Annotated in this window: 20 protein-coding genes; 16 read left to right on the top strand and 4 right to left on the bottom strand. The window is 73.4% G+C overall.

Translation table 11 applies throughout. The annotated features are described in order from the left end of the window. Nucleotide 1: 1 nt before the first annotated feature. The 11 genes from A8W25_RS06360 to A8W25_RS06310 all read left to right on the top strand — a co-directional run bounded on the left by A8W25_RS06360 (nt 2) and on the right by A8W25_RS06310 (nt 12,058). On the top strand, nt 2–628 hold the full coding sequence (locus A8W25_RS06360) for an NUDIX domain-containing protein (protein ID WP_067157319.1): 627 nt from the start codon (nt 2–4) through the stop codon (nt 626–628). A 202-nt stretch (nt 629–830) separates the two neighbouring features. Next, nucleotides 831–2,933, top strand: a complete 2,103-nt coding sequence (locus A8W25_RS06355; protein WP_067157315.1) for a tetratricopeptide repeat protein — start codon at nt 831–833, stop codon at nt 2,931–2,933. Nucleotides 2,934–3,078: 145 nt separating this feature from the next. After that, nucleotides 3,079–4,194 carry an alanine dehydrogenase gene (gene ald, locus A8W25_RS06350; RefSeq protein ID WP_067160691.1) on the top strand — a complete coding sequence of 372 codons (1,116 nt, stop codon included), beginning with the start codon at nt 3,079–3,081 and terminating at the stop codon, nt 4,192–4,194. Nucleotides 4,195–4,609: 415 nt separating this feature from the next. After that, complete coding sequence (locus tag A8W25_RS06345; protein ID WP_067157312.1) at nt 4,610–5,731, top strand: ParA family protein; 1,122 nt, start codon at nt 4,610–4,612, stop codon at nt 5,729–5,731. Further along, nucleotides 5,716–6,258 (top strand): hypothetical protein, encoded by a 543-nt coding sequence (locus tag A8W25_RS06340; protein ID WP_079125866.1) that lies wholly within the window; start codon nt 5,716–5,718, stop codon nt 6,256–6,258. Before A8W25_RS06345 ends, A8W25_RS06340 begins: the two co-directional genes overlap by 16 nt. 210 nt (nt 6,259–6,468) lie before the next feature. Next, nucleotides 6,469–7,533: a segregation/condensation protein A gene (locus A8W25_RS06335; RefSeq protein ID WP_199831687.1), complete on the top strand. Its 1,065-nt coding sequence runs from the start codon at nt 6,469–6,471 to the stop codon at nt 7,531–7,533. After that, nucleotides 7,533–8,159, top strand: coding sequence for an SMC-Scp complex subunit ScpB (scpB, locus tag A8W25_RS06330; protein ID WP_067157305.1), 627 nt, complete (start codon nt 7,533–7,535; stop codon nt 8,157–8,159). Before A8W25_RS06335 ends, scpB begins: the two co-directional genes overlap by 1 nt. Next, complete coding sequence (locus tag A8W25_RS06325; protein WP_067157302.1) at nt 8,159–9,346, top strand: pseudouridine synthase; 1,188 nt, start codon at nt 8,159–8,161, stop codon at nt 9,344–9,346. Before scpB ends, A8W25_RS06325 begins: the two co-directional genes overlap by 1 nt. A 173-nt stretch (nt 9,347–9,519) precedes the next feature. Continuing rightward, nucleotides 9,520–10,293, top strand: a complete 774-nt coding sequence (locus tag A8W25_RS06320) for a hypothetical protein (protein ID WP_067157299.1) — start codon at nt 9,520–9,522, stop codon at nt 10,291–10,293. Further along, nucleotides 10,290–11,036 carry an NUDIX hydrolase gene (locus tag A8W25_RS06315; protein ID WP_067157296.1) on the top strand — a complete coding sequence of 249 codons (747 nt, stop codon included), beginning with the start codon at nt 10,290–10,292 and terminating at the stop codon, nt 11,034–11,036. Before A8W25_RS06320 ends, A8W25_RS06315 begins: the two co-directional genes overlap by 4 nt. Continuing rightward, nucleotides 11,033–12,058, top strand: coding sequence for an ADP-ribosylglycohydrolase family protein (locus A8W25_RS06310; RefSeq protein WP_067157293.1), 1,026 nt, complete (start codon nt 11,033–11,035; stop codon nt 12,056–12,058). Before A8W25_RS06315 ends, A8W25_RS06310 begins: the two co-directional genes overlap by 4 nt. A gap of 25 nt (nt 12,059–12,083) precedes the next feature. Here the strand turns inward: A8W25_RS06310 and A8W25_RS06305 are convergent, their stop codons facing one another. The 3 genes from A8W25_RS06305 to A8W25_RS06295 are packed head-to-tail and all read right to left on the bottom strand — an operon-like array spanning nt 12,084 to nt 13,646. Then, complete coding sequence (locus tag A8W25_RS06305) at nt 12,084–12,779, bottom strand: DNA polymerase beta superfamily protein (RefSeq protein WP_067157291.1); 696 nt, start codon at nt 12,777–12,779, stop codon at nt 12,084–12,086. A gap of 17 nt (nt 12,780–12,796) precedes the next feature. Then, on the bottom strand, nt 12,797–13,270 hold the full coding sequence (locus A8W25_RS06300; RefSeq protein WP_067157289.1) for a Rieske (2Fe-2S) protein: 474 nt from the start codon (nt 13,268–13,270) through the stop codon (nt 12,797–12,799). 58 nt (nt 13,271–13,328) lie between these two features. Further along, entirely contained in the window at nt 13,329–13,646 is a 318-nt protein-coding gene (locus tag A8W25_RS06295; protein ID WP_067157286.1) for a DUF952 domain-containing protein, read from the bottom strand. A 118-nt stretch (nt 13,647–13,764) separates the two neighbouring features. On the opposite strand from A8W25_RS06295, the gene A8W25_RS06290 reads away from it, so the two are divergent. From A8W25_RS06290 to der, 5 genes are all read left to right on the top strand, one after another. Further along, complete coding sequence (locus A8W25_RS06290; RefSeq protein ID WP_067157283.1) at nt 13,765–14,196, top strand: YidB family protein; 432 nt, start codon at nt 13,765–13,767, stop codon at nt 14,194–14,196. 139 nt (nt 14,197–14,335) lie between these two features. Next, complete coding sequence (locus tag A8W25_RS06285) at nt 14,336–15,421, top strand: prephenate dehydrogenase (RefSeq protein ID WP_067157280.1); 1,086 nt, start codon at nt 14,336–14,338, stop codon at nt 15,419–15,421. Nucleotides 15,422–15,526: 105 nt separating this feature from the next. Next, nucleotides 15,527–16,234, top strand: a complete 708-nt coding sequence (gene cmk / locus A8W25_RS06280; RefSeq protein WP_079125865.1) for a (d)CMP kinase — start codon at nt 15,527–15,529, stop codon at nt 16,232–16,234. A gap of 56 nt (nt 16,235–16,290) precedes the next feature. Then, nucleotides 16,291–16,878 carry a lysophospholipid acyltransferase family protein gene (locus tag A8W25_RS06275; RefSeq protein WP_079126014.1) on the top strand — a complete coding sequence of 196 codons (588 nt, stop codon included), beginning with the start codon at nt 16,291–16,293 and terminating at the stop codon, nt 16,876–16,878. A gap of 71 nt (nt 16,879–16,949) precedes the next feature. After that, on the top strand, nt 16,950–18,407 hold the full coding sequence (gene der, locus A8W25_RS06270) for a ribosome biogenesis GTPase Der (RefSeq protein WP_067157271.1): 1,458 nt from the start codon (nt 16,950–16,952) through the stop codon (nt 18,405–18,407). Nucleotides 18,408–18,440: 33 nt separating this feature from the next. Here the strand turns inward: der and A8W25_RS06265 are convergent, their stop codons facing one another. Next, on the bottom strand, nt 18,441–18,836 hold the full coding sequence (locus A8W25_RS06265; RefSeq protein ID WP_324616187.1) for a hypothetical protein: 396 nt from the start codon (nt 18,834–18,836) through the stop codon (nt 18,441–18,443). Nucleotides 18,837–19,066: the final 230 nt, after the last annotated feature.

Below are 19,066 nucleotides of genomic sequence, written 5' to 3'. Positions count from 1 at the left end.
GATGCAGCTCCAGGACACCCCCGAGGAATGGCGCGTCGTCGCCACCACGACCCCGTTCGAGGGCAACAAGACCAGCGTCCGCACCGACGACGTGGTCATGCCCGACGGCACGGTCGCGCGCCGCGACTACCAGGTCCACCCGGGCTCCGTGGCCGTCCTCGCCCTCGACGGCGCGGGCCGGGTCCTGGTGCTGCGCCAGTACCGCCACCCCGTGCGCCACAAGCTGTGGGAGATCCCGGCCGGGCTGCTGGACGTGCCCGGCGAGAACCCGCTGCACGCCGCCCAGCGCGAGCTGTACGAGGAGGCGCACGTCAAGGCCGAGGACTGGCGGGTCCTCACCGACGTCTACACCACGCCCGGCGGCTGCGACGAGGCCGTACGGATCTTCCTCGCCCGCGATCTGTCCGAGGCGGAGGGCGAGCGCTTCGAGGTCTCCGAGGAGGAGGCCGACATGGAGCTGGCCCGGGTGCCGCTGGACGAGCTCGTCCGGGGCTCGCTCGCCGGTGAGCTGCACAACAACTGTCTGGTGGTGGGCGTCCTCGCGCTCACGGCCGCGCAGACGGGGCCGGGCCTGGAGTCGCTGCGCCCGGCCGAGGCCCCCTGGCCGGCCCGCCCGTTCGAGAAGTAGCCGTCGCCGGGCCGGCGCGCGGGGGAGCGCGACGGCCCGAACGGCGTACGCGCCGGTATGCCCTTCCGACCATCCGCTGATCCGATCGGGCGACCTGCCCGCCGCGCTCCGCCGGGCCGCTGACCATGCGTGAACTACGCTCGGAACGCCCGTGCGGAGACCCGCCGGGCTCGGCTCGTGCGCAGCGGACGGAGCGTGGCCCGTGACGGATCAGGCGGTGGACGTGGGCGGCTCTGCCGCGCAGGGCGAGCCGGACGCGCCGCAGACGACCGGCCGTCAGTTCTTCGGCCGCCAGCGGGAGTTGAAGGAGCTGCGCGAGGACGTGGAGCGGGCGGGGCTCGACACCCTGTCCGGCCGCAAGTCGCCGCGCGCCCGGGTGCTGCTGATCGCCGGACGCCCCGGTTCCGGGCGGACCGCCCTCGCCGAGGAGCTGGCCCGCCTGCTCGCCCAGGACTACCCCGACGGGGTACTGCGCGCCCGGCTGCGCGAGCCCGGCGGCACCCCCGTCCCCGCCGAGCGGGTGGCCCGCGAGCTGCTCGACGTCCTCGATGTCCCGGTGCCGCCCGGCGGCGGCGAGGACGAGCTGACCCAGCTGGTGCGCGAGGCGCTCGCCCAGCGGCGCGTGCTGCTGCTGCTCGACGACGCGGTCGACGCCGAACAGGTCGACCCGCTGCTGCCGCAGAACGCCGACTGCCTGGTCGTGGCGACCGCCCGCGGCCCGCTCACCGGCATCCCGGACGTCCGGCCCTGCACCCTCGGCGGCCTGGACTCCAAGGCGGCCGTCGCCTTCCTGGAGAGCTTCACCGGGGCGGTGCGGATCACGGTGGACCCGCGCACCGCCGAGAACCTGGTCGAGGAGTGCGCCGGAGCGCCCGCGGCCGTCGCCCTGGTCGGCGGCTGGCTGGCCGTGCGCCCCCAGTCGGCCGTCTCCGACGCCGCCAAGCGGCTGCACGCGCTGCCCGAGGACGGCGGCGCCCTCGGCGGCCAACTGCCGGTCGCAGAGCGGCCGTTGGTGCGCGCCTTCCGGCTGGTGTACGAGTCGCTGCCGGGGCCCAACGCCCGCCTCCTCCGGCTGCTCTCGCTCGCCCCGGCCGGCATCGCGGACGCCCAGACGGCCTCCGCGCTCGCCGGGTGTTCGGTGTCGGCGGCGCAGAACACCCTGGAGGACTTCGTCGCGTACGGGCTGCTGAGGGTCGAGGGCGACCCCGAGGAGCGGCCCGCCCAGTACGCGGTGCCCGGCTGGCTGGCTCCGCTGTTGCACAGGCTCGCGGAGTCCGCCGACCGGCCCGGCGAGCTCCAGCTGGCCCGGGCCCGGATGCTGGAGCGGACCGTACGGCTGCTCCAGTCCTGCCGGGCGGTCACCGAGCCCGACGGCTCCCCGGCCCGCAAGAAGCTCGCCGGGCTGCCGCGCGCCCTGCGCTTCCCGAGCGAGCGGCTGGCCGCCGCGTGGCTGGACACCCGCCGCCCGGCGCTGCTCGCGGCCGCCCGGCTCGCGGTCGAGGACGGCGAGCTGGACACGCTGGCCCGACGGCTGGTCGCGGCCCTGGTGAGGGCCCTGGCGGCGCACCGGGGGACCGAGGCCGCCGCGCCCGATCTCTATGGTCTGCACCAGCTGGTTCTCGATGTCGCCGAGCGGCGCGAGCTGCCCCGGGAGAAGGCCGCGGCCCTGCTCAATCTGGGCGATCTGGACGCGGAGGCCGGGCGCACCGGCGACGCCCTGGTGCGCTACCGGGCGGCCCTGGACGCGGGCCGGGACGCGAACGACCCGTACGCCACCGGCCGCGCGATGGAATCCGTAGGCGGCGCCCACCAGGAGCTGGGCGACTGGACGCGGGCCGCCGACTGGTACGGGCGGGCGCTGGCCCAGCGGCTGGCGCGCGGCGAGCGGGAGGACGAGGCGCGGCTCTACGGACGCATCGGCGCGGTGCTCACCTACGCGGGCCGCTACGGCGAGGCACTCCGCAGTTGGCGCGCCGCCGTGGCCGGATACCGCCGTCTGGGTGATCTGCCGAGCCAGGCGCGGGCGCTGAGCGAGGCGGCCCGGGTGCAGGAGTACGCCGGGCGGCCCGAGGAGTCGCTGCGCACCTGCCGCGAGGCCGTGGAGTGGGCGAGGCAGGCCGGTGATCTGCGTCTCCAGGCCGCGCTCCAGCTGCGCCTCGCGGACACACTCGACCGGCTCGGGGACCCGGCGGGGGCACGGCTGCACCGGGGCGCGGCCGAGCGGCTGCTGGAGCCCGAGGGAGGAACTGGGGAGGAGGGAGAGGCTCCGGCCTACGAAATCCGCAGTGCTTCGGCCAAAGATTAGTTGTTTGTAAGGGTAGACAGCGGGAAAACCTTCATTAGACTGGCTCCGCCGCACCTTCTTGCGGTGTCTCCCGGTGCGCCTTGGTGCATCCGGGTATGTATGGATTGCACCCCCCTTATCCCCTGAGCCAAGGACCGTGATCGACGTGAAGGTCGGCATCCCCCGCGAGGTCAAGAACAACGAGTTCCGGGTGGCCATCACCCCCGCCGGCGTGCACGAGCTGGTGCGCCACGGCCACCAGGTCGTCATCGAGCAGAACGCCGGTGTCGGCTCGTCGATCACGGACGCCGAGTACGTGGCCGCCGGCGCCGAGATCCTGGGCACCGCCGACGAGGTGTGGGCCGCCGCCGACCTGCTGCTGAAGGTCAAGGAGCCCATCGCCGAGGAGTACCACCGCCTCCGCAAGGACCAGACGCTCTTCACCTACCTGCACCTCGCCGCCTCGCGCGAGTGCACGGACGCCCTCCTGGAGTCCGGCACCACCGCCATCGCGTACGAGACGGTGGAGACCGCGGGCCGCGCGCTGCCGCTGCTCGCCCCGATGTCCGAGGTCGCGGGCCGCCTGGCCCCGCAGGTCGGCGCGTACCACCTGATGCGCTCGGTCGGCGGCCGCGGCGTGCTCCCCGGCGGCGTCCCCGGCACCCACGCCGGCGAGTGCGTCGTCATCGGCGGCGGCGTCTCCGGCTGGAACGCCACCCAGATCGCCGTCGGCATGGGCTTCCACGTGACCCTGCTCGACAAGGACATCAACAAGCTCCGCGAGGCCGACAAGATCTTCGGCACCAAGGTGAAGACGATCGTCTCCAACGCCTACGAGCTGGAGAAGGCCGTCGTCGAGGCCGACCTCGTCATCGGCGCCGTCCTCATCCCGGGTGCCAAGGCCCCGAAGCTGGTCACCAACGAGCTCGTCGCCAAGATGAAGCCCGGAAGTGTCCTTGTCGACATCGCGATCGACCAGGGCGGCTGCTTCGAGGACTCGCGTGCGACCACCCACGCCGAGCCGACCTTCATGGTCCACGACTCGGTCTTCTACTGCGTCGCCAACATGCCGGGCGCGGTGCCCAACACCTCCACCTACGCGCTCACCAACGCCACGCTGCCCTACATCGTGTCGCTGGCGAACAACGGCTGGGTCGAGGCGCTGCGCCGTGACCCGGCGCTCGCGCTGGGCCTCAACACCCATGACGGCCAGGTCGTTTACGGCCCGGTCGCCGAGGCCCACGGCCTGCAGACCCTTGAGCTGAGCACGCTCCTCGGCTGATCCGACACGCCGTGACGGCGGGCTGACGAAACGGTTCGTCAATGTACGTCGTCAACCTCGCGCACCCGGCCGGACCTTGTCGCCCAAGGTCCGGCCGGATGTGTATCGCGACACTTCCACCGGAGTGTGGCAGGCTCGCTCAACTCGCCTCGAACGTAACTCTTTAACCGTTTCGCGCACCCCTGAAACTCGCGCTCTGATGCCCGTACGCCCTTGACAGAGCGGTGTTCGGTTGCCGACACATCCGGCCGGGTCCGGTGGATTGTGTTGCTGCGGACCGGTGACACGCCATAGAGTCGCCAACCGTCGGCATGGTGCCACGCTGACCTATCGATAAAGTTTCCTGGTCACTTCCAAGGAGGTAAGACGACTTGTGAATGAGTCGACATTTACTCCCGGAGGTGGTCAACCAGGGATGCCCGCACGGGGCCATGGCCCTTCGGGGCCTGCTGAGGCTGTCGGCTCCGTCGCGGTCCAAGCCTTCGCAACCACCCCGCACATGACGACAGCCCCACGGATGATGGACGGCCTACACGTGAACGCCATGGCCGGCAACGAGAGTGGCCGGGACACCGCTGCTTTCGCCGACTTTGAGGAAGTGCCCCAGGGGCACTTCTACGACCCCGACGCCGAGTACGAGCCCGACCCCGAGTACGCGGCCACCCTCGCCCCCGACGCCGCACGCCAGCGCCGTGAGCGGATCGGTCCCACCGGACGGCCGCTGCCGTACTTCCCGATCCCGGGTCCGCTGACCGACCACGGTCCCGCGAAGATCATCGCGATGTGCAACCAGAAGGGCGGCGTCGGCAAGACCACGTCGACCATCAACCTGGGTGCCGCGCTCGCGGAGTACGGACGCCGGGTGCTGCTCGTCGACTTCGACCCGCAGGGCGCCCTCTCGGTGGGCCTGGGTGTGAACCCGATGGAGCTCGACCTGACGGTCTACAACCTGCTCATGGAGCGGGGCATGTCGGCCGACGAGGTGCTGCTCAAGACCGCGGTTCCCAACATGGACCTGCTGCCGAGCAACATCGACCTCTCCGCCGCCGAAGTGCAGCTGGTGAGCGAGGTCGCCCGGGAGTCCACGCTCCAGCGCGCCCTGAAGCCCCTGATGGCCGACTACGACTACATCGTGATCGACTGTCAGCCCTCGCTCGGTCTGCTCACCGTCAACGCCCTGACGGCGGCTCACAAGGTGATCGTGCCGCTGGAGTGCGAGTTCTTCGCGCTGCGCGGTGTCGCCCTGCTGACCGAGACGATCGAGAAGGTCCAGGAGCGGCTCAACCCCGACCTGGAGCTCGACGGCATCCTCGCGACCATGTACGACTCGCGCACGGTGCACAGCCGCGAGGTCCTGGCCCGGGTGGTCGAGGCCTTCGACGACCACGTCTACCACACGGTGATCGGCCGGACCGTGCGCTTCCCGGAGACCACGGTCGCGGGTGAGCCGATCACGACGTACGCGTCCAACTCCGTCGGTGCCGCCGCCTACCGCCAGCTCGCCAGGGAGGTGCTCGCCCGGTGTCACGCCGAGTGAGTCTGCCCGGGGCCGACGAACTGTTCCGTACGACCGGAGGAATGGCGCTCCAGTCCTCCACCCCGAGGCGGACCAACGGCGAGGCGAAGGTGCCCGGACCGGCGGGCGAGAGCGACCCGGTCGCGGAGGAGTCCGCCGGGCGGGCCGAGCACTCGGCGGCCGAGGAGGAGCCGGCGTCGGGCGAGCCGCGCAGCCGGGCCGCCGCGGCGTCCGGGGAGGCCGCCAAGGGGGCCGCCGCGGCCCGCCAGGGCGCTCCGGCCGCCGCGAGCACCGCACAGCAGCGCCGGCGGGCCCGGGCGGCCAACCGGCGGCCCAGCGGGCGTGAGCGGCACGACGAGAAGATCACGGTGTACGTCTCCGCGGAGGAGCTGATGGACCTGGAGCACGCGCGCCTGGTCCTGCGCGGGGAGCACGGGCTCGCCGTCGACCGCGGGCGGATCGTGCGCGAGGCGGTCGCGGTGGTCCTGGCCGATCTGGAGTCGCGGGGCGACGCGAGTATTCTCGTGCGGCGTCTGCGGGGCCGGTAAGCACTAGCCTGCGGTGCGGCCCTCGCTGCCGGCCGCGCCTCGTACCGCCCGCTCCGCACCCTCTGGAACGCCTCTTGCCCACCGCCGACGATCCGAACGTTCCCGCTGCGCGGGGGGCTCGCCGTGCGCTCGGGCGAGGGCCGGGGGGGTCTTCCCCCACCCTCCCCCACCCCGCCCCCTCCCGAAAGCCCTTGGCGGGCGGCCGGGGGAGTGGCCGAGGAGGAAGTTCTCCCGGGGGCTGCGCCCCCGGACCCGCAGGCGGGGCTGCGCCCCTGCACCCCCTCGGAGGCTGCGCCCCCGGATCCCGCTCCTGCCTCGGACCCCGCTCCTGCCTCGGACCCCGCTCCCGCTTCTGCCCCCGCTCCCGCCGAGGCGCCGGACCTTTCGTCGGCGGCCGCGGACCGTCCCGGGCTGGTCGCGCAGTTCCCCGCGCCCCTGGAGGCGCGGCCCGAGGCGGGCGACAGTGCCGCCGACCGCGGTGACGGGCGGTTCACCGTTCGGCTCGCCAACTTCGAGGGGCCGTTCGATCTGCTGCTCCAGCTCATCTCGAAGCACAAGATGGACGTCACCGAGGTGGCGCTCTCGCGGGTCACCGACGAGTTCATGGCGCACATCCGCGCCATGGGGGCGGACTGGGACCTCGACCAGACCACCGAGTTCCTCGTCGTCGCCGCCACGCTGCTCGATCTGAAGGCGGCCCGGCTGCTGCCCGCAGCCGAGGTCGAGGACGAGGCCGATCTCGCGCTCCTGGAGGCGCGGGACCTGCTGTTCGCGCGGCTGCTCCAGTACCGCGCGTACAAGCGGATCGCGGACATCTTCAGCGAGCGGCTCGACAGCGAGGCGCGCCGCTACCCCCGTACCGTCGGGCTTGAGGCGCACCACGCCGAGCTGCTGCCCGAGGTCGTCATCAGCATCGGCGCCGACGGGTTCGCCAAGCTGGCGGTCAAGGCCATGCAGCCCAGGGCCGAGCCGCAGGTGTACATCGATCACATTCACGCGCCGCTCGTCTCCGTGCAGGAGCAGGCCGCCATCGTGATCTCCCTGCTGCGCGAGGCCGGGGACGTGAGTTTCCGGGAGCTCACGCTGGACGCGCCCGACACCCTCACCGTCGTCGCCCGCTTCCTCGCCCTTCTGGAGCTCTACCGCGAGAAGGCCGTCGTCCTGGACCAGGACGAGGCCCTGGGCGAGCTCATGGTGCGCTGGAGCGGGGGCGACGGGGCCCAGCCGGCCGTGACGGACGAGTTCGACCAAGTTGTGGAGGTGGAGACGGCGTGATGCAGGAAGCCGGGGAGCTCGCGCTCAAGCCCGCCCTTGAGGCCGTTCTCATGGTGATCGACGAACCGGCGACCGAGGAGCACCTGGCGAAGGTGCTGGAGCGGCCCCGGCGGGCCGTCGCGGACGCGCTGCGCGAGCTGGCGGACGAGTACACCGTCCAGGGCCGCGGCTTCGAGCTGCGGCTGGTGGCGGGCGGCTGGCGGTTCTACAGCCGGGCCGAGTACGCCCCGGCCGTCGAGGGCTTCGTCCTGGACGGGCAGCAGGCGCGGCTCACCCAGGCGGCCCTGGAGACCCTGGCGGTCGTCGCGTACCGCCAGCCGGTGAGCCGGTCCCGGGTCTCGGCGGTGCGCGGAGTGAACTGTGACGGGGTCATGCGGACCCTGCTCCAGCGCGGTCTGGTCGACGAGGCGGGCACGGAACCCGAAACAGGTGCGATCCTGTACAGGACGACGAACTACTTTCTGGAGCGGATGGGCCTGCGCGGCCTGGACGAGCTCCCGGAGCTCGCGCCCTTCCTCCCCGAGGCGGACGCGATCGAAGCAGAGACCCTGGAGGGTGTGCCGTCGTTCGATCCGGACGCGCTGGACGCCCCGGAAACCCACGCAGACGACAAGACGGAACTTTGATGCGAAGCAGCGGCAGTAACAGCAGCGGAAACAACGGCGGGAGCCGTGGTGGCAACAGCGGCGGCCGCGGCAGCAGCGGTGGTGGCGGCCGGGGCGGCAGCGGCGCCGGCGGCCGGGGCGGCGCCGGACGCGGCGGTGCCGGCGGCGGCCGGGACGGCCAGCGCCAGGGCGGCGGCCCGCGCCAGAGCGGCAGCGGCAAGCAGCGCCCGCTGCGCCCCGAGGAGCGCACCTACGACGTGGGCGGCGACGCCCCCCGCGGCGGTCGCGGCTCGTCCGCGCGCGGTGGCGCCAAGGGCGGCCCCAAGGCGCCCCAGGGCGGCACCCCGGTGCGCCGCGGCCCGCACGGCCAGCGGATGGGCCAGTCGCGTCCGCGCGAGCTGGACGCGAAGATCGAGCAGCGCAACCGCGACCGGTACGCGGACAAGCCGCAGATCAAGACCCCCAAGACCTTCCCCGGTGCCGAGCAGGAGGGCGAGCGGCTGCAGAAGGTGCTCGCCCGTGCCGGCATGGGCTCGCGCCGCGCCTGCGAGGAGCTGATCGAGCAGGCCCGTGTCGAGGTCAACGGCGAGATCGTGCTTGAGCAGGGCATGCGCGTCGACCCGGAGAACGACGAGATCAAGGTGGACGGTCTGACCGTCGCCACCCAGTCGTACCTGTTCTTCGCGCTGAACAAGCCCGCCGGTGTCGTCTCCACGATGGAGGACCCGGACGGCCGCCAGTGCCTCGGCGACTACGTGACCAACCGGGAGACCCGGCTCTTCCACGTCGGCCGGCTCGACACCGAGACCGAGGGCATCATCCTGCTCACCAACCACGGCGAGCTGGCCCACCGGCTGACCCACCCCAAGTACGGCGTGAAGAAGACCTATCTGGCCGCCATCACGGGCCCGCTGCCGCGCGAGATCGGCAAGCGCCTCAAGGAGGGCATCCAGCTGGAGGACGGCTACGCGCGCGCCGACGCCTTCCGGGTCATCCAGCAGACCGGCAAGAACTACCTCGTCGAGATCGAGCTCCACGAGGGCCGCAAGCACATCGTGCGCCGCATGATGGCCGAGGCCGGCTTCCCGGTCGAGAAGCTGGTGCGGGTCGCCTTCGGCCCCATCGCGCTCGGCGACCAGAAGTCCGGCTGGCTGCGCCGCCTCACCAACACCGAGGTGGGCATGCTGATGCGCGAGGTCGGCCTGTAGCCGCCCGCCGAATTCCGCCACTGAGCCCGGCCCCCGACCGACGGGGGCCGGGCTCAGTGGTGTGTGCGCCCCCTCGGATGCCATGCGCGCGCCGGTTGTGCGCGCCCCCGCACCGCCTTTATAGTCAGCATGACTATTAAAAAGCGACGGTGCGGCGGGAGGGGGTGGCGGCGATGAAGCGGTACGGACACGGCCTGGTGATCGGCACGTTCTGTCCGCCGCACGCCGGCCACCACCACCTCGTACGGACCGCCGAGGACCGCTGCGAGGCGCTGACCGTGCTGGTGTGCACGGCGGCCGGGGAACTCGTGGCGGCCCGGACGCGGGCGCGCTGGATGGCCGAGGTCCATCCGCGCGCCCGTGTCGTCCGTTCGGTCCGCTCGGTGCGCACCACCGGGCGGGTGGACGCGGTCTTCACCTCCGAGCGGCACGGGGACCGGCTCGCCCGGGCCTTCGGCGCCGAGCATGTGTGCGTCGACCCCGAGCGCGCGCTCTTCCCGGTCTCCGCCGCCGCCGTGCGCAAGGACCCGGTGGGCTGCTGGGACTTCCTGGAGCGGCCCGTACGGGCCTGGCTGACCCGGCGGGTCGCGGTCCTCGGCGCCGACCCGGCCGCCACCACCCTCGCCCGCTCACTGGCCGAGCGCTACCAGCGGCGCGGCGGGGTCTGGGCGGGCACCCGGTGGGTGCCCCGGTGCGAGCGGGCGCGGGAGGAGCAGGCGGCGCGCACGGGGGCGCCGGTGCTCTTCTGCGCGGCGGGGACCGCCCGCGCCGAGCGCCATCTGTGGCTGCTCGCGGGCCCGCAGGACGGCGGGCTGCCCGGCCACGGCCGCAAGGTCGTGCTGCGGGGCGCGGGCACCGCCGGGATGCTGGGCGCCGCCGTCGAGGCGGTCGACACGTTCCTGGGCGAGAGCTGGGGCCTGGACGAGCCGCCCGAGGGGCGTTGGTGAGCGCGGCGGGCCCGGCCAGCGCGCCGGAGGGCTACGACCCGTACGCCTTCGAGCCGTTCGCGGTCACCGTCGACCTCGCGGTCTGCACGGTCCGCGACGGCACTCTGCACGTCCTGCTGATCCGGCGCGGCGAGGAGCCGTACAAGGACGAGTGGGCGCTGCCGGGCGGGTTCGTGCTGCCCCGGGAGAGCGCCGGGCAGGCGGCGCGGCGCGAGCTGGCCGAGGAGACCGGGCTCCCGGACGAGGTGGTCGCGGGCCTGCACCTGGAGCAGCTGCGCACCTACAGCGACCCCGACCGCGACCCGCGGATGCGGGTGGTCTCCGTCGCGTACACCGCGCTCGTACCGGACCTGCCGGAGCCGCACGGCGGCGGCGACGCGGCGCACGCGCAGTGGGTGCCGTTCGGCGCGTACGGGAGTCTCGCCTTCGACCACGAGCGGATCGTGGCCGACGCGCACGACCGGATCGGCGCCAAGCTCGAATACACCTGTCTGGCCACCGCGTTCTGCCCGCCCGAGTTCACGCTCGGCGAGCTCCGACAGGTCTACGAGACGGTCTGGGGGACCGCCCTGGACCGCCCCAACTTCCGACGCAAGGTCCTCGCCACGCCCGGCTTCGTGGAGCCGGTGGCGGGCGCCGCGCGTCTGACCGGCGGCCGGGGCAAGCCGGCCGCGCTGTACCGGGCGGGCGCGGCGACCGCGCTGCACCCCCCGCTCCTGCGGCCGGAAGGACGACCCTCATGACCCCTCGAGTGAACAGCCGGGCCAAGCAGGCGGCGACCGGCTCGCTGATCGGACTCGCGCTCGGGGACGCCCTCGGGTTCCCGACCGAGTTCATCGGCGTGCCCGCGATCCTGGCCAAGTGCGGGCCCTGGCGCGAGATGCGGCTGCCCTCGCCCGCGATCGTCACGGACGACACCCAGATGACCCTGGCGGTCGGCCAGGGCATACGGGCCGCCATGGACCGCGGGCTCCTCGGCCCGCGCCGGCTGGAGGGGCCGGTGCGCGAGGGGTTCGTGCGCTGGTACCACTCCCCGGAGAACAACCGGGCCCCCGGCCGCACCTGCATGGTCGCCTGCGGGCTGCTCGACAGCGAACTGCCCTGGCAGCAGGCCAGCCGGCTCGGCTCCAAGGGCTGCGGGGCGAACATGCGGGTGGCCCCGGTGGGCCTGGCGCCCGGTCTGAGCGAGGAGCAGCGGGCGGGCGCGGCCCAGCTGCAGTCGGCCCTCACCCACGGCCACCCCACCGCCCTGGCGGCCAGCGACCTGACGGCCCGGGCGGTCTTCCTGCTGGCCCAGGGCGCGGACCCGGTGGGCCTGGTCGGCCAGCTGCGCTCGTACGCGTACGAGAACCGCACCCGCTACCACGACCGCTGGCTGGGCGACCTGTGGACCTACGCCCACGACGAGACGCCCGCCGCCTTCATGGCGCGCGGCTGGGACGAGTGCCTGGACGCCCTGGACCGCGTCCTCAAAGCCCTGCACAACCCGTCGCCGGAGACGGACCCGTGTCTGGAGGCGGGCGACGGCTGGGTGGCCGAGGAGGCCCTGGCCACCGCCCTGGTCTGCTTCCTGCTGTTCCCGGACGCCCCCCTGACGGCGCTGCGCCGGGCGGCCTGCACCAAGGGCGACTCCGACTCCATCGCCTGCCTCACCGGCGCCTTCGCGGGCGCCCACCTGGGAGCCGCCGCCTGGCCCAAGGAGTGGGCGGAGCGCATCGAGTACCGCAGCGAGCTGCTGACGCTCGGGGCGCTCTGGGATTCGTGATCCCCCCGCTCCCGTACCGCCGCGACTACGGGGGCGGCCGGAGCGCCGAGTCCCGGCGGACCCGGAACAGGAAGTCGGTCACACGGGCCTCGTCGGGGGCCGCGGGGAGCGGGGTGCGGGTGGCGGCCTTCGTGGTCTCCTCCGTCAGGCGGGCCATCCAGGACTCGATCTCGGGCCACGGGACCTCGCCGTGCCGCACCGCCAGGAGGCGGTCGCGGTCGGGGCCCACGTCGATCGTCAGGACGCCGGTGCGCAGCAGGTCGCGGCAGCTCGTCATGAGGCGGAGCAGGTGCATCGCGTGCTTCCAGCGCGGGGCGCCGTGCCGGCGTACGTCCGCCTCCAGCTTCCCGCGCTGGCTCAGCGCGTAGCCCGTGAAGGTGGCGTGGGCGCGGCGGGAGAGGAACGCGTCGCGCAGGGCGAGGAGCTCGCGGCCGGTGTCGTCCACCTGCTCCACGAGCGGTGAGTGCAGGCACTCCAGGATGTTGGGGTTGGCGCGCAGGGCCAGTTCGCAGAAGCGTTCCAGCTCCCAGCTGAACTGCTCCTCGGCCGGGCCCTCGATGTGCGTCGGCGGCTTCTCGAAGCGCCAGAAGAGGGCCGTCGGGGCCACGTAGACGCCGCGGCGGTCCGTGTCGCTCTCCGGCGTGGCCAGGCCGAAGGCGCGTGAACCCATCACACAGGAGTACACGGTGTGGTCACGGACCAGCTGCTCGGGCGGCGTCATCCGCCGATTGTGGCCGGTCAGGCCAGGCGGATCGAACCGTTTTCGACCGTGATCGGCTTGGCCGGGAGCGGACGGGGCGCCGGGCCCGCCGCGACCGAGGCGTCGGCCACGCGGTACTTGCTGCCGTGGCAGGGGCAGTTGATCGTCCCGCCGGCGACGTCCTTGACCGTGCAGCCCTGGTGGGTGCAGATCGCCGAGAACGCCTTGAAGGTGCCCGCCTCGGGCTGGGTGACTACGACCTTCTTCGCCGCGAAGACCTTGCCGCCGCCGACCGGGATGTCCGACGTCTTCGCCAGGACGTCGCCCTGCGGGGACGCGGAGGAGGACTTCTCGGGGGTGTTCGGGGCGAACGCGACCGGGGGAGAGGTCTCGCCCTCGGCGGGCGTGCTGCTCGTACCGCTGCTCTTGTCGTCGCTGCTGCCGCAGCCGGCCAGCGCGGCCGTGCCCGCGGCCGCGGCGAGCACCGCGCGGCGGGAGGTTGGCGTCGTCATGGGCAGCATCTTGGGGCAACCCCGCGGCGAATCCGGTGACGCGCGCGTGCCGTACGCCCTATGGCCCAACCCAGCGCCCGCCTTCCCGGCGCAGCTCCGCCACCTCCACCACGGCGTCGCGCGCGATCGGCCCGTGGACGTGGGGGAACGCCTGCCCCTTCCCCTCCCAGCGGACCTCGGCGCCAAGCTTCGCCTCGTCGACGCGCAGCAGCAGGAGCGGGGCCGGCGCGTCGGCGTAGAGGGCGTTCGCGACCGCCAGGGCGGAGGTGCGGTCGGCCGAGCAGTGGACGAAGCCCTCGGACGCGAGGGACGCCGGGGCGTACGGGCCCGGCCCGGCCGCCGACCACTGAGGCCCGGGCACCACATGGAAGATCATTCCCCCGTTCTACCGCACGTTCCGCCGACGCCGGCGGGGGGTGATCGCCCGAGTGGCGCAGCCCCCGCCCCTGGGTGACATTGACCGTGCTCCCACCCACTTCTCGAAGGGCAGGACCATGGCGGGAAACGAACTGGGCGGCCTTCTGGGCGGCCTCCTCGGCGGCGGCAGCGGCTCCGGGGCCCCGGCAGGCGGCGGGGCCGGGAACATCCTCGGCGCGCTGCTCGGAGCCCTCGGCGGCGGTGGCCGGAACGGCGGCAACCCGCTCGGCGGGCTCCTGGACACGCTCACCGAGGCCGGCCTCGCCGACCAGGCCCAGTCCTGGGTCGGCAGCGGCGACAACCGGCCCGTCAGCGGCGCGCAGATCCAGCAGGCCCTGCCCGACGACGCCCTTCGGCAGGCCGCACAGCAGGCGGGCGTGACGCCCGAGCAGGCGGCCGACCAGATCGCGCAGTCACTGCCGCAGGCCGTGGACCAGCTGACCCCCGGCGGTGAGCTGCCAGGGTCGGGCACCTCCCTGGAGGACCTGATCAAGCAGCAGAACCTGTAGCGCGCCGGGCTCCCACGGCGGTCGCCCCCGTCCCACGGGCCGACCGCCGACCCCGTGCGCGCCCGGGGCTGACTAGGCTGAACGGGCAAGCCCGTACGTCCGCCCCGGCGCAGCCGCCGCACTTCGCAAGGATCACCCCGTGAGGACCGCACTCGTCATCGGTACCGGCCTGATCGGTACGTCCGCCGCGCTGGCCCTCGCCGCCCGCGGCGTCGCCGTTCACCTGGTCGACCACGACCCGGGCCAGGCCCGCACCGCGGCCGCGCTCGGCGCCGGGACCGACGAGGCGCCCGAGGGCCGGGTGGACCTGGTGATCGTGGCCGTGCCGCCCGCGCACGTCGCCACCACGCTGGCGGAGTCGATCCGCTCGGGCGCCGGCCGCGCCTACATCGACGTCGCCAGCGTCAAGGGCGGACCCCGCCGCGACCTGGAGGCGCTGGGCTGCGACCTCTCCTCCTACATCGGTACGCACCCGATGTCCGGCAAGGAGCGCTCGGGCCCGCTCGCCGCGACCGCCGACCTCTTCGAGGGCCGCCCCTGGGTGCTCACCCCGACCCGGGACACCGACACCGAGGTGCTCAACCTCGCCCTGGAGCTGGTCGCGCTCTGCCGCGCCGTGCCCGTGGTGATGGACGCGGACGCCCACGACCGCGCGGTCGCCCTCGTCTCGCACACCCCGCAGCTGGTGTCGTCGATGGTCGCCGCCCGGCTGCGGGAGGCCGACGAGACGGCGGTGCGGCTGTGCGGGCAGGGCATCAGGGACGTCACCCGGATCGCCGCCTCCGACCCCCGGATGTGGGTCGAGATCCTCTCCGCCAACCCGGGCCCGGTGGCCGACGTGCTGACCGGCATCGCCGCCGACCTGGACGAGACCGTACGGGCGCTGCGCTCCCTGGAGTCCTCCGACGAGCAGAAGCGGCGCGGCGGCGCGGCCGGCGTCGAGGACGTGCTGCGGCGCGGCAACGCGGGCCGTGAGCGCGTCCCCGGCAAGCACGGCGCCGCCCCCACGGCGTACGAGGTCGTCGCGGTGCTCATCAGCGACCAGCCCGGCGAGCTGGCCCGGATCTTCGCGGACGCGGGCCGCGCCGGGGTCAACGTCGAGGACGTGCGCATCGAGCACGCCACCGGCCAGCAGGCGGGCCTGGTCCAGCTGATGGTCGAGCCGGCCGCGGCCCCCGGTCTGACGGCGTCGCTGCGGGAGCGGGGCTGGGCGATCCGGCAGTGAGCCCGGCCCCGGCGGTGCCGGGCGGGGATCTGGGCGCACGTATGAGCCAGTAACCTTGTACGGGGGCGGATGCCTGCCCGCCCACCCCGTCCCCGTACCAGGAAGGTGTCCGTCACCGTGGAAAGCGCCGCCCGGACCGCCCCGGCAGCTGTGATCGTCGCCATCGACGGCCCTTCCGGCACCGGCAAGTCCAGCACCTCCAAGGCGGTCGCCGCCAAGCTGGGGCTGAGCTATCTGGACACCGGCGCCCAGTACCGGGCGATCACCTGGTGGATGATCACCAACGACATCGACACCGACGACCCGGCGGCGATCGCGACCGCGGCCGCCAAGCCGGTCATCGTCTCGGGGACCGACCCGAACGCGCCGACCATCACGGTGGACGGCCTCGACGCGTCCGGCCCGATCCGTACGCAGGAGGTCACCGCCAAGGTCAGCGCGGTCAGCGCCGTCCCGGAGGTGCGGGCGCTCGTCACCCAGCTCCAGCGGGACACGGCGGCCTCCGCCCCCGCCGGGATAGTCGTCGAGGGCCGTGACATCGGTACCACCGTGCTGCCCGACGCCGACCTGAAGGTGTTCCTCACCGCCTCCCCGGAGGCGCGTGCCGCCCGCCGCAGCGGCGAGCTGAAGGGTGTGGACGTCGTCTCCACCCGGGAGGCCCTGCTGAAGCGGGACGCGGCCGACTCCGGCCGCAAGACGTCCCCGCTGGCCAAGGCGGCCGACGCGGTCGAGGTGGACACCACGGAGCTCACCCTCGACCAGGTCATCGAGTGCGTGGTCACGCTCATCGAGGAGAAGCGGGCCGCCAAGTGACGACAGCTCCCACGGAGCGGGGCGCCGAGGTAGGGCGCCGGATCGGCGTCGGCCTGATGTACGGGCTGTGGAGGCCCCGGGTGCTCGGCGCCTGGCGGGTTCCGGCGAGCGGCCCGGTCATCCTCGCCGTCAACCACGCGCACAACATCGACGGGCCGATGCTGATGGGGACCGCGCCGAGGCCGGTGCACTTCCTCATCAAGAAGGAGGCCTTCGTCGGGCCGCTGGACCCGTTCCTGCGCGGGATCGGGCAGGTGGAGGTGGACCGGTCGACCGTCGACCGGACCGCGATCGAGCAGGCGACCGGGGTGCTGGACGGCGGCGGTGTGCTCGGGATCTTCCCCGAGGGCACCCGGGGCGACGGCGACTTCGCCTCGCTGCGCGCCGGCCTCGCCTACTTCGCGCTGCGGTCGGGGGCGCCGATCGTCCCGGTGGCGGTGCTGGGAAGCACCGAGCGCCGGGGACGGTTGATAAAGGCGCTGCCGCCGCTGCGCAGCCGGGTGGACGTCGTCTTCGGCGACGCCTTCGAGGCCGGCGACGGCAGCGGCCGGCGGACCCGTACGGCGCTGGACGAGGCGACCGTACGCATCCAGGAGCGGCTCACCCGCCACCTGGAAAACGCCAGGCGCCTCACCGGGCGCTGAGCGAGACTTGGGACTTGAGTAGTGGACCGGACGCCCGGTCCATCGATGACGCAGAACGAGGAACGGACTTCATGAACGACCAGCACGACCACGGAGCACTCGGCGACGCCGAGTACGCGGAGTTCATGGAGCTCGCCGCGGAAGAGGGCTTCGACATCGAGGACGTCGAGGGCGCGATCGAGGAGGCGGGCCACGGCCCGCTGCCCGTCCTCGCCGTCGTCGGCCGGCCGAACGTCGGCAAGTCGACCCTGGTGAACCGCATCATCGGCCGCCGCGAGGCGGTCGTCGAGGACAAGCCGGGCGTCACCCGCGACCGCGTCACCTACGAGGCGGAGTGGGCGGGCCGCCGCTTCAAGGTCGTCGACACCGGCGGCTGGGAGCAGGACGTGCTCGGCATCGACGCGTCCGTGGCCGCCCAGGCGGAGTACGCGATCGAGGCCGCCGACGCCTGTGTCTTCGTCGTGGACGCCAAGGTCGGCGCCACCGACACCGACGAGGCCGTCGTCAAGCTGCTGCGCCGGGCCGGCAAGCCCGTCGTGCTGTGCGCCAACAAGGTGGACGGCCAGTCGGGCGAGGCGGACGCCGCCGCGCTGTGGTCGCTCGGCCTCGGCATGCCGCACCCCGTCTCCTCGCTGCACGGCCGCGGCACCGGCGACATGCTGGACGCCGTCCTGGAGGCGCTGCCCGAGGCGCCCGCGCAGACCTTCGGCGGCGCGGCCCCCGGCGGCCCCCGCCGTATCGCGCTCATCGGCCGCCCGAACGTCGGCAAGTCCTCGCTCCTGAACAAGGTGGCGAAGGAGGACCGCGTCGTCGTCAACGAGCTGGCCGGCACCACCCGCGACCCGGTCGACGAGCTGATCGAGCTCGGCGGGGTGACCTGGAAGTTCATCGACACCGCGGGCATCCGCAAGCGGGTCCACCTCCAGCAGGGCGCCGACTACTACGCCTCGCTGCGCACGGCCGCCGCCGTCGAGAAGGCCGAGGTGGCGGTCATCCTGATCGACGCGACCGAGAACATCAGCGTCCAGGACCAGCGCATCATCACCATGGCCGTCGAGTCGGGCCGTGCCGTCGTCATCGCGTACAACAAGTGGGACGACCTCGACGAGGAGCGCCGCTACTACCTGGAGCGCGAGATCGAGACCGAGATGCAGCAGGTGGCCTGGGCCCCGCGCGTCAACGTCTCCGCGCTGACCGGCCGCCACATGGAGAAGCTGGTCCCGGCCATCGAGACCGCTCTGGCGGGCTGGGAGACGCGTATCCCGACCGGACGGCTCAACGCCTTCCTCGGTGAGATCGTCGCCGCCCACCCGCACCCGATCCGCGGTGGCAAGCAGCCGCGCATCCTGTTCGGTACGCAGGCCGGCACCAAGCCGCCGCGCTTCGTCCTCTTCGCCTCCGGCTTCCTGGAGCACGGCTACCGGCGCTTCGTCGAGCGCCGGCTGCGCGAGGAGTTCGGCTTCGAGGGCACCCCGATCCACATCTCGGTGCGGGTGCGCGAGAAGCGCGGCGCCAACCGGAAGAAGTAACCCCGTCGCGGGGGCTGCTCCGGGGCTACGGCCTCACAGCCCCCGGCGCGGAGCGGGCGGCAGCGCTGCCGGGAGCTGATGGAGCCCGGTGTGCTGCCGCCCCTGCATATGTCCGGTGCCCCCGCTCATCCCGCTGTTCGCCGCCCCGCTCAGCTGCCAGGGCGCGCCGCTGTGCGCGGGGTACGGGTGGAAGCTCGGGACGGTCTGGGGGTGCGGCACCTGCGGGTGCGTCGGCTGGTGGTGCTGGTGGGCGCCCCGGAACCCGAGGGACCCCGAGTGGCCCACGGCGGCGAAGCCCCGGAAGCCGAGGTCGTCCTCGCCGCTCCGGTCGCCCGGCAGGGCCCGGAAGGACCGGCGGTACTCCGAGTACAGCGCGTCGTAGATCGGGGTGGCCGACTGGCTTCCCAGGAGGTCCTGCGCGGGGCGCATGGAGGGGATCTGTGACTGGTACGGCTGGCGGGAGGGCTCGTATGCGTGCACGTATGTGCCAACGACCCCGACGGCCGTCGGATGCGGGCTGACGGCGGATATCGCGCATCACCGGATGCACGGGGTGATCCGGGCGCGCACGGGGCGCTCTTGTGGTGCCGGGCGCGGAGGGTCGTCGACCGCCACGGGAACGCGGCGGGCCCCGACGGATCCGGGGCCGGACCGGAAGC

It is taken from the genome of Streptomyces sp. ERV7, assembly GCF_001653515.1.
Classification (GTDB): domain Bacteria; phylum Actinomycetota; class Actinomycetes; order Streptomycetales; family Streptomycetaceae; genus Streptomyces.
This window is presented reverse-complemented; position numbering and strand designations above follow the sequence as displayed.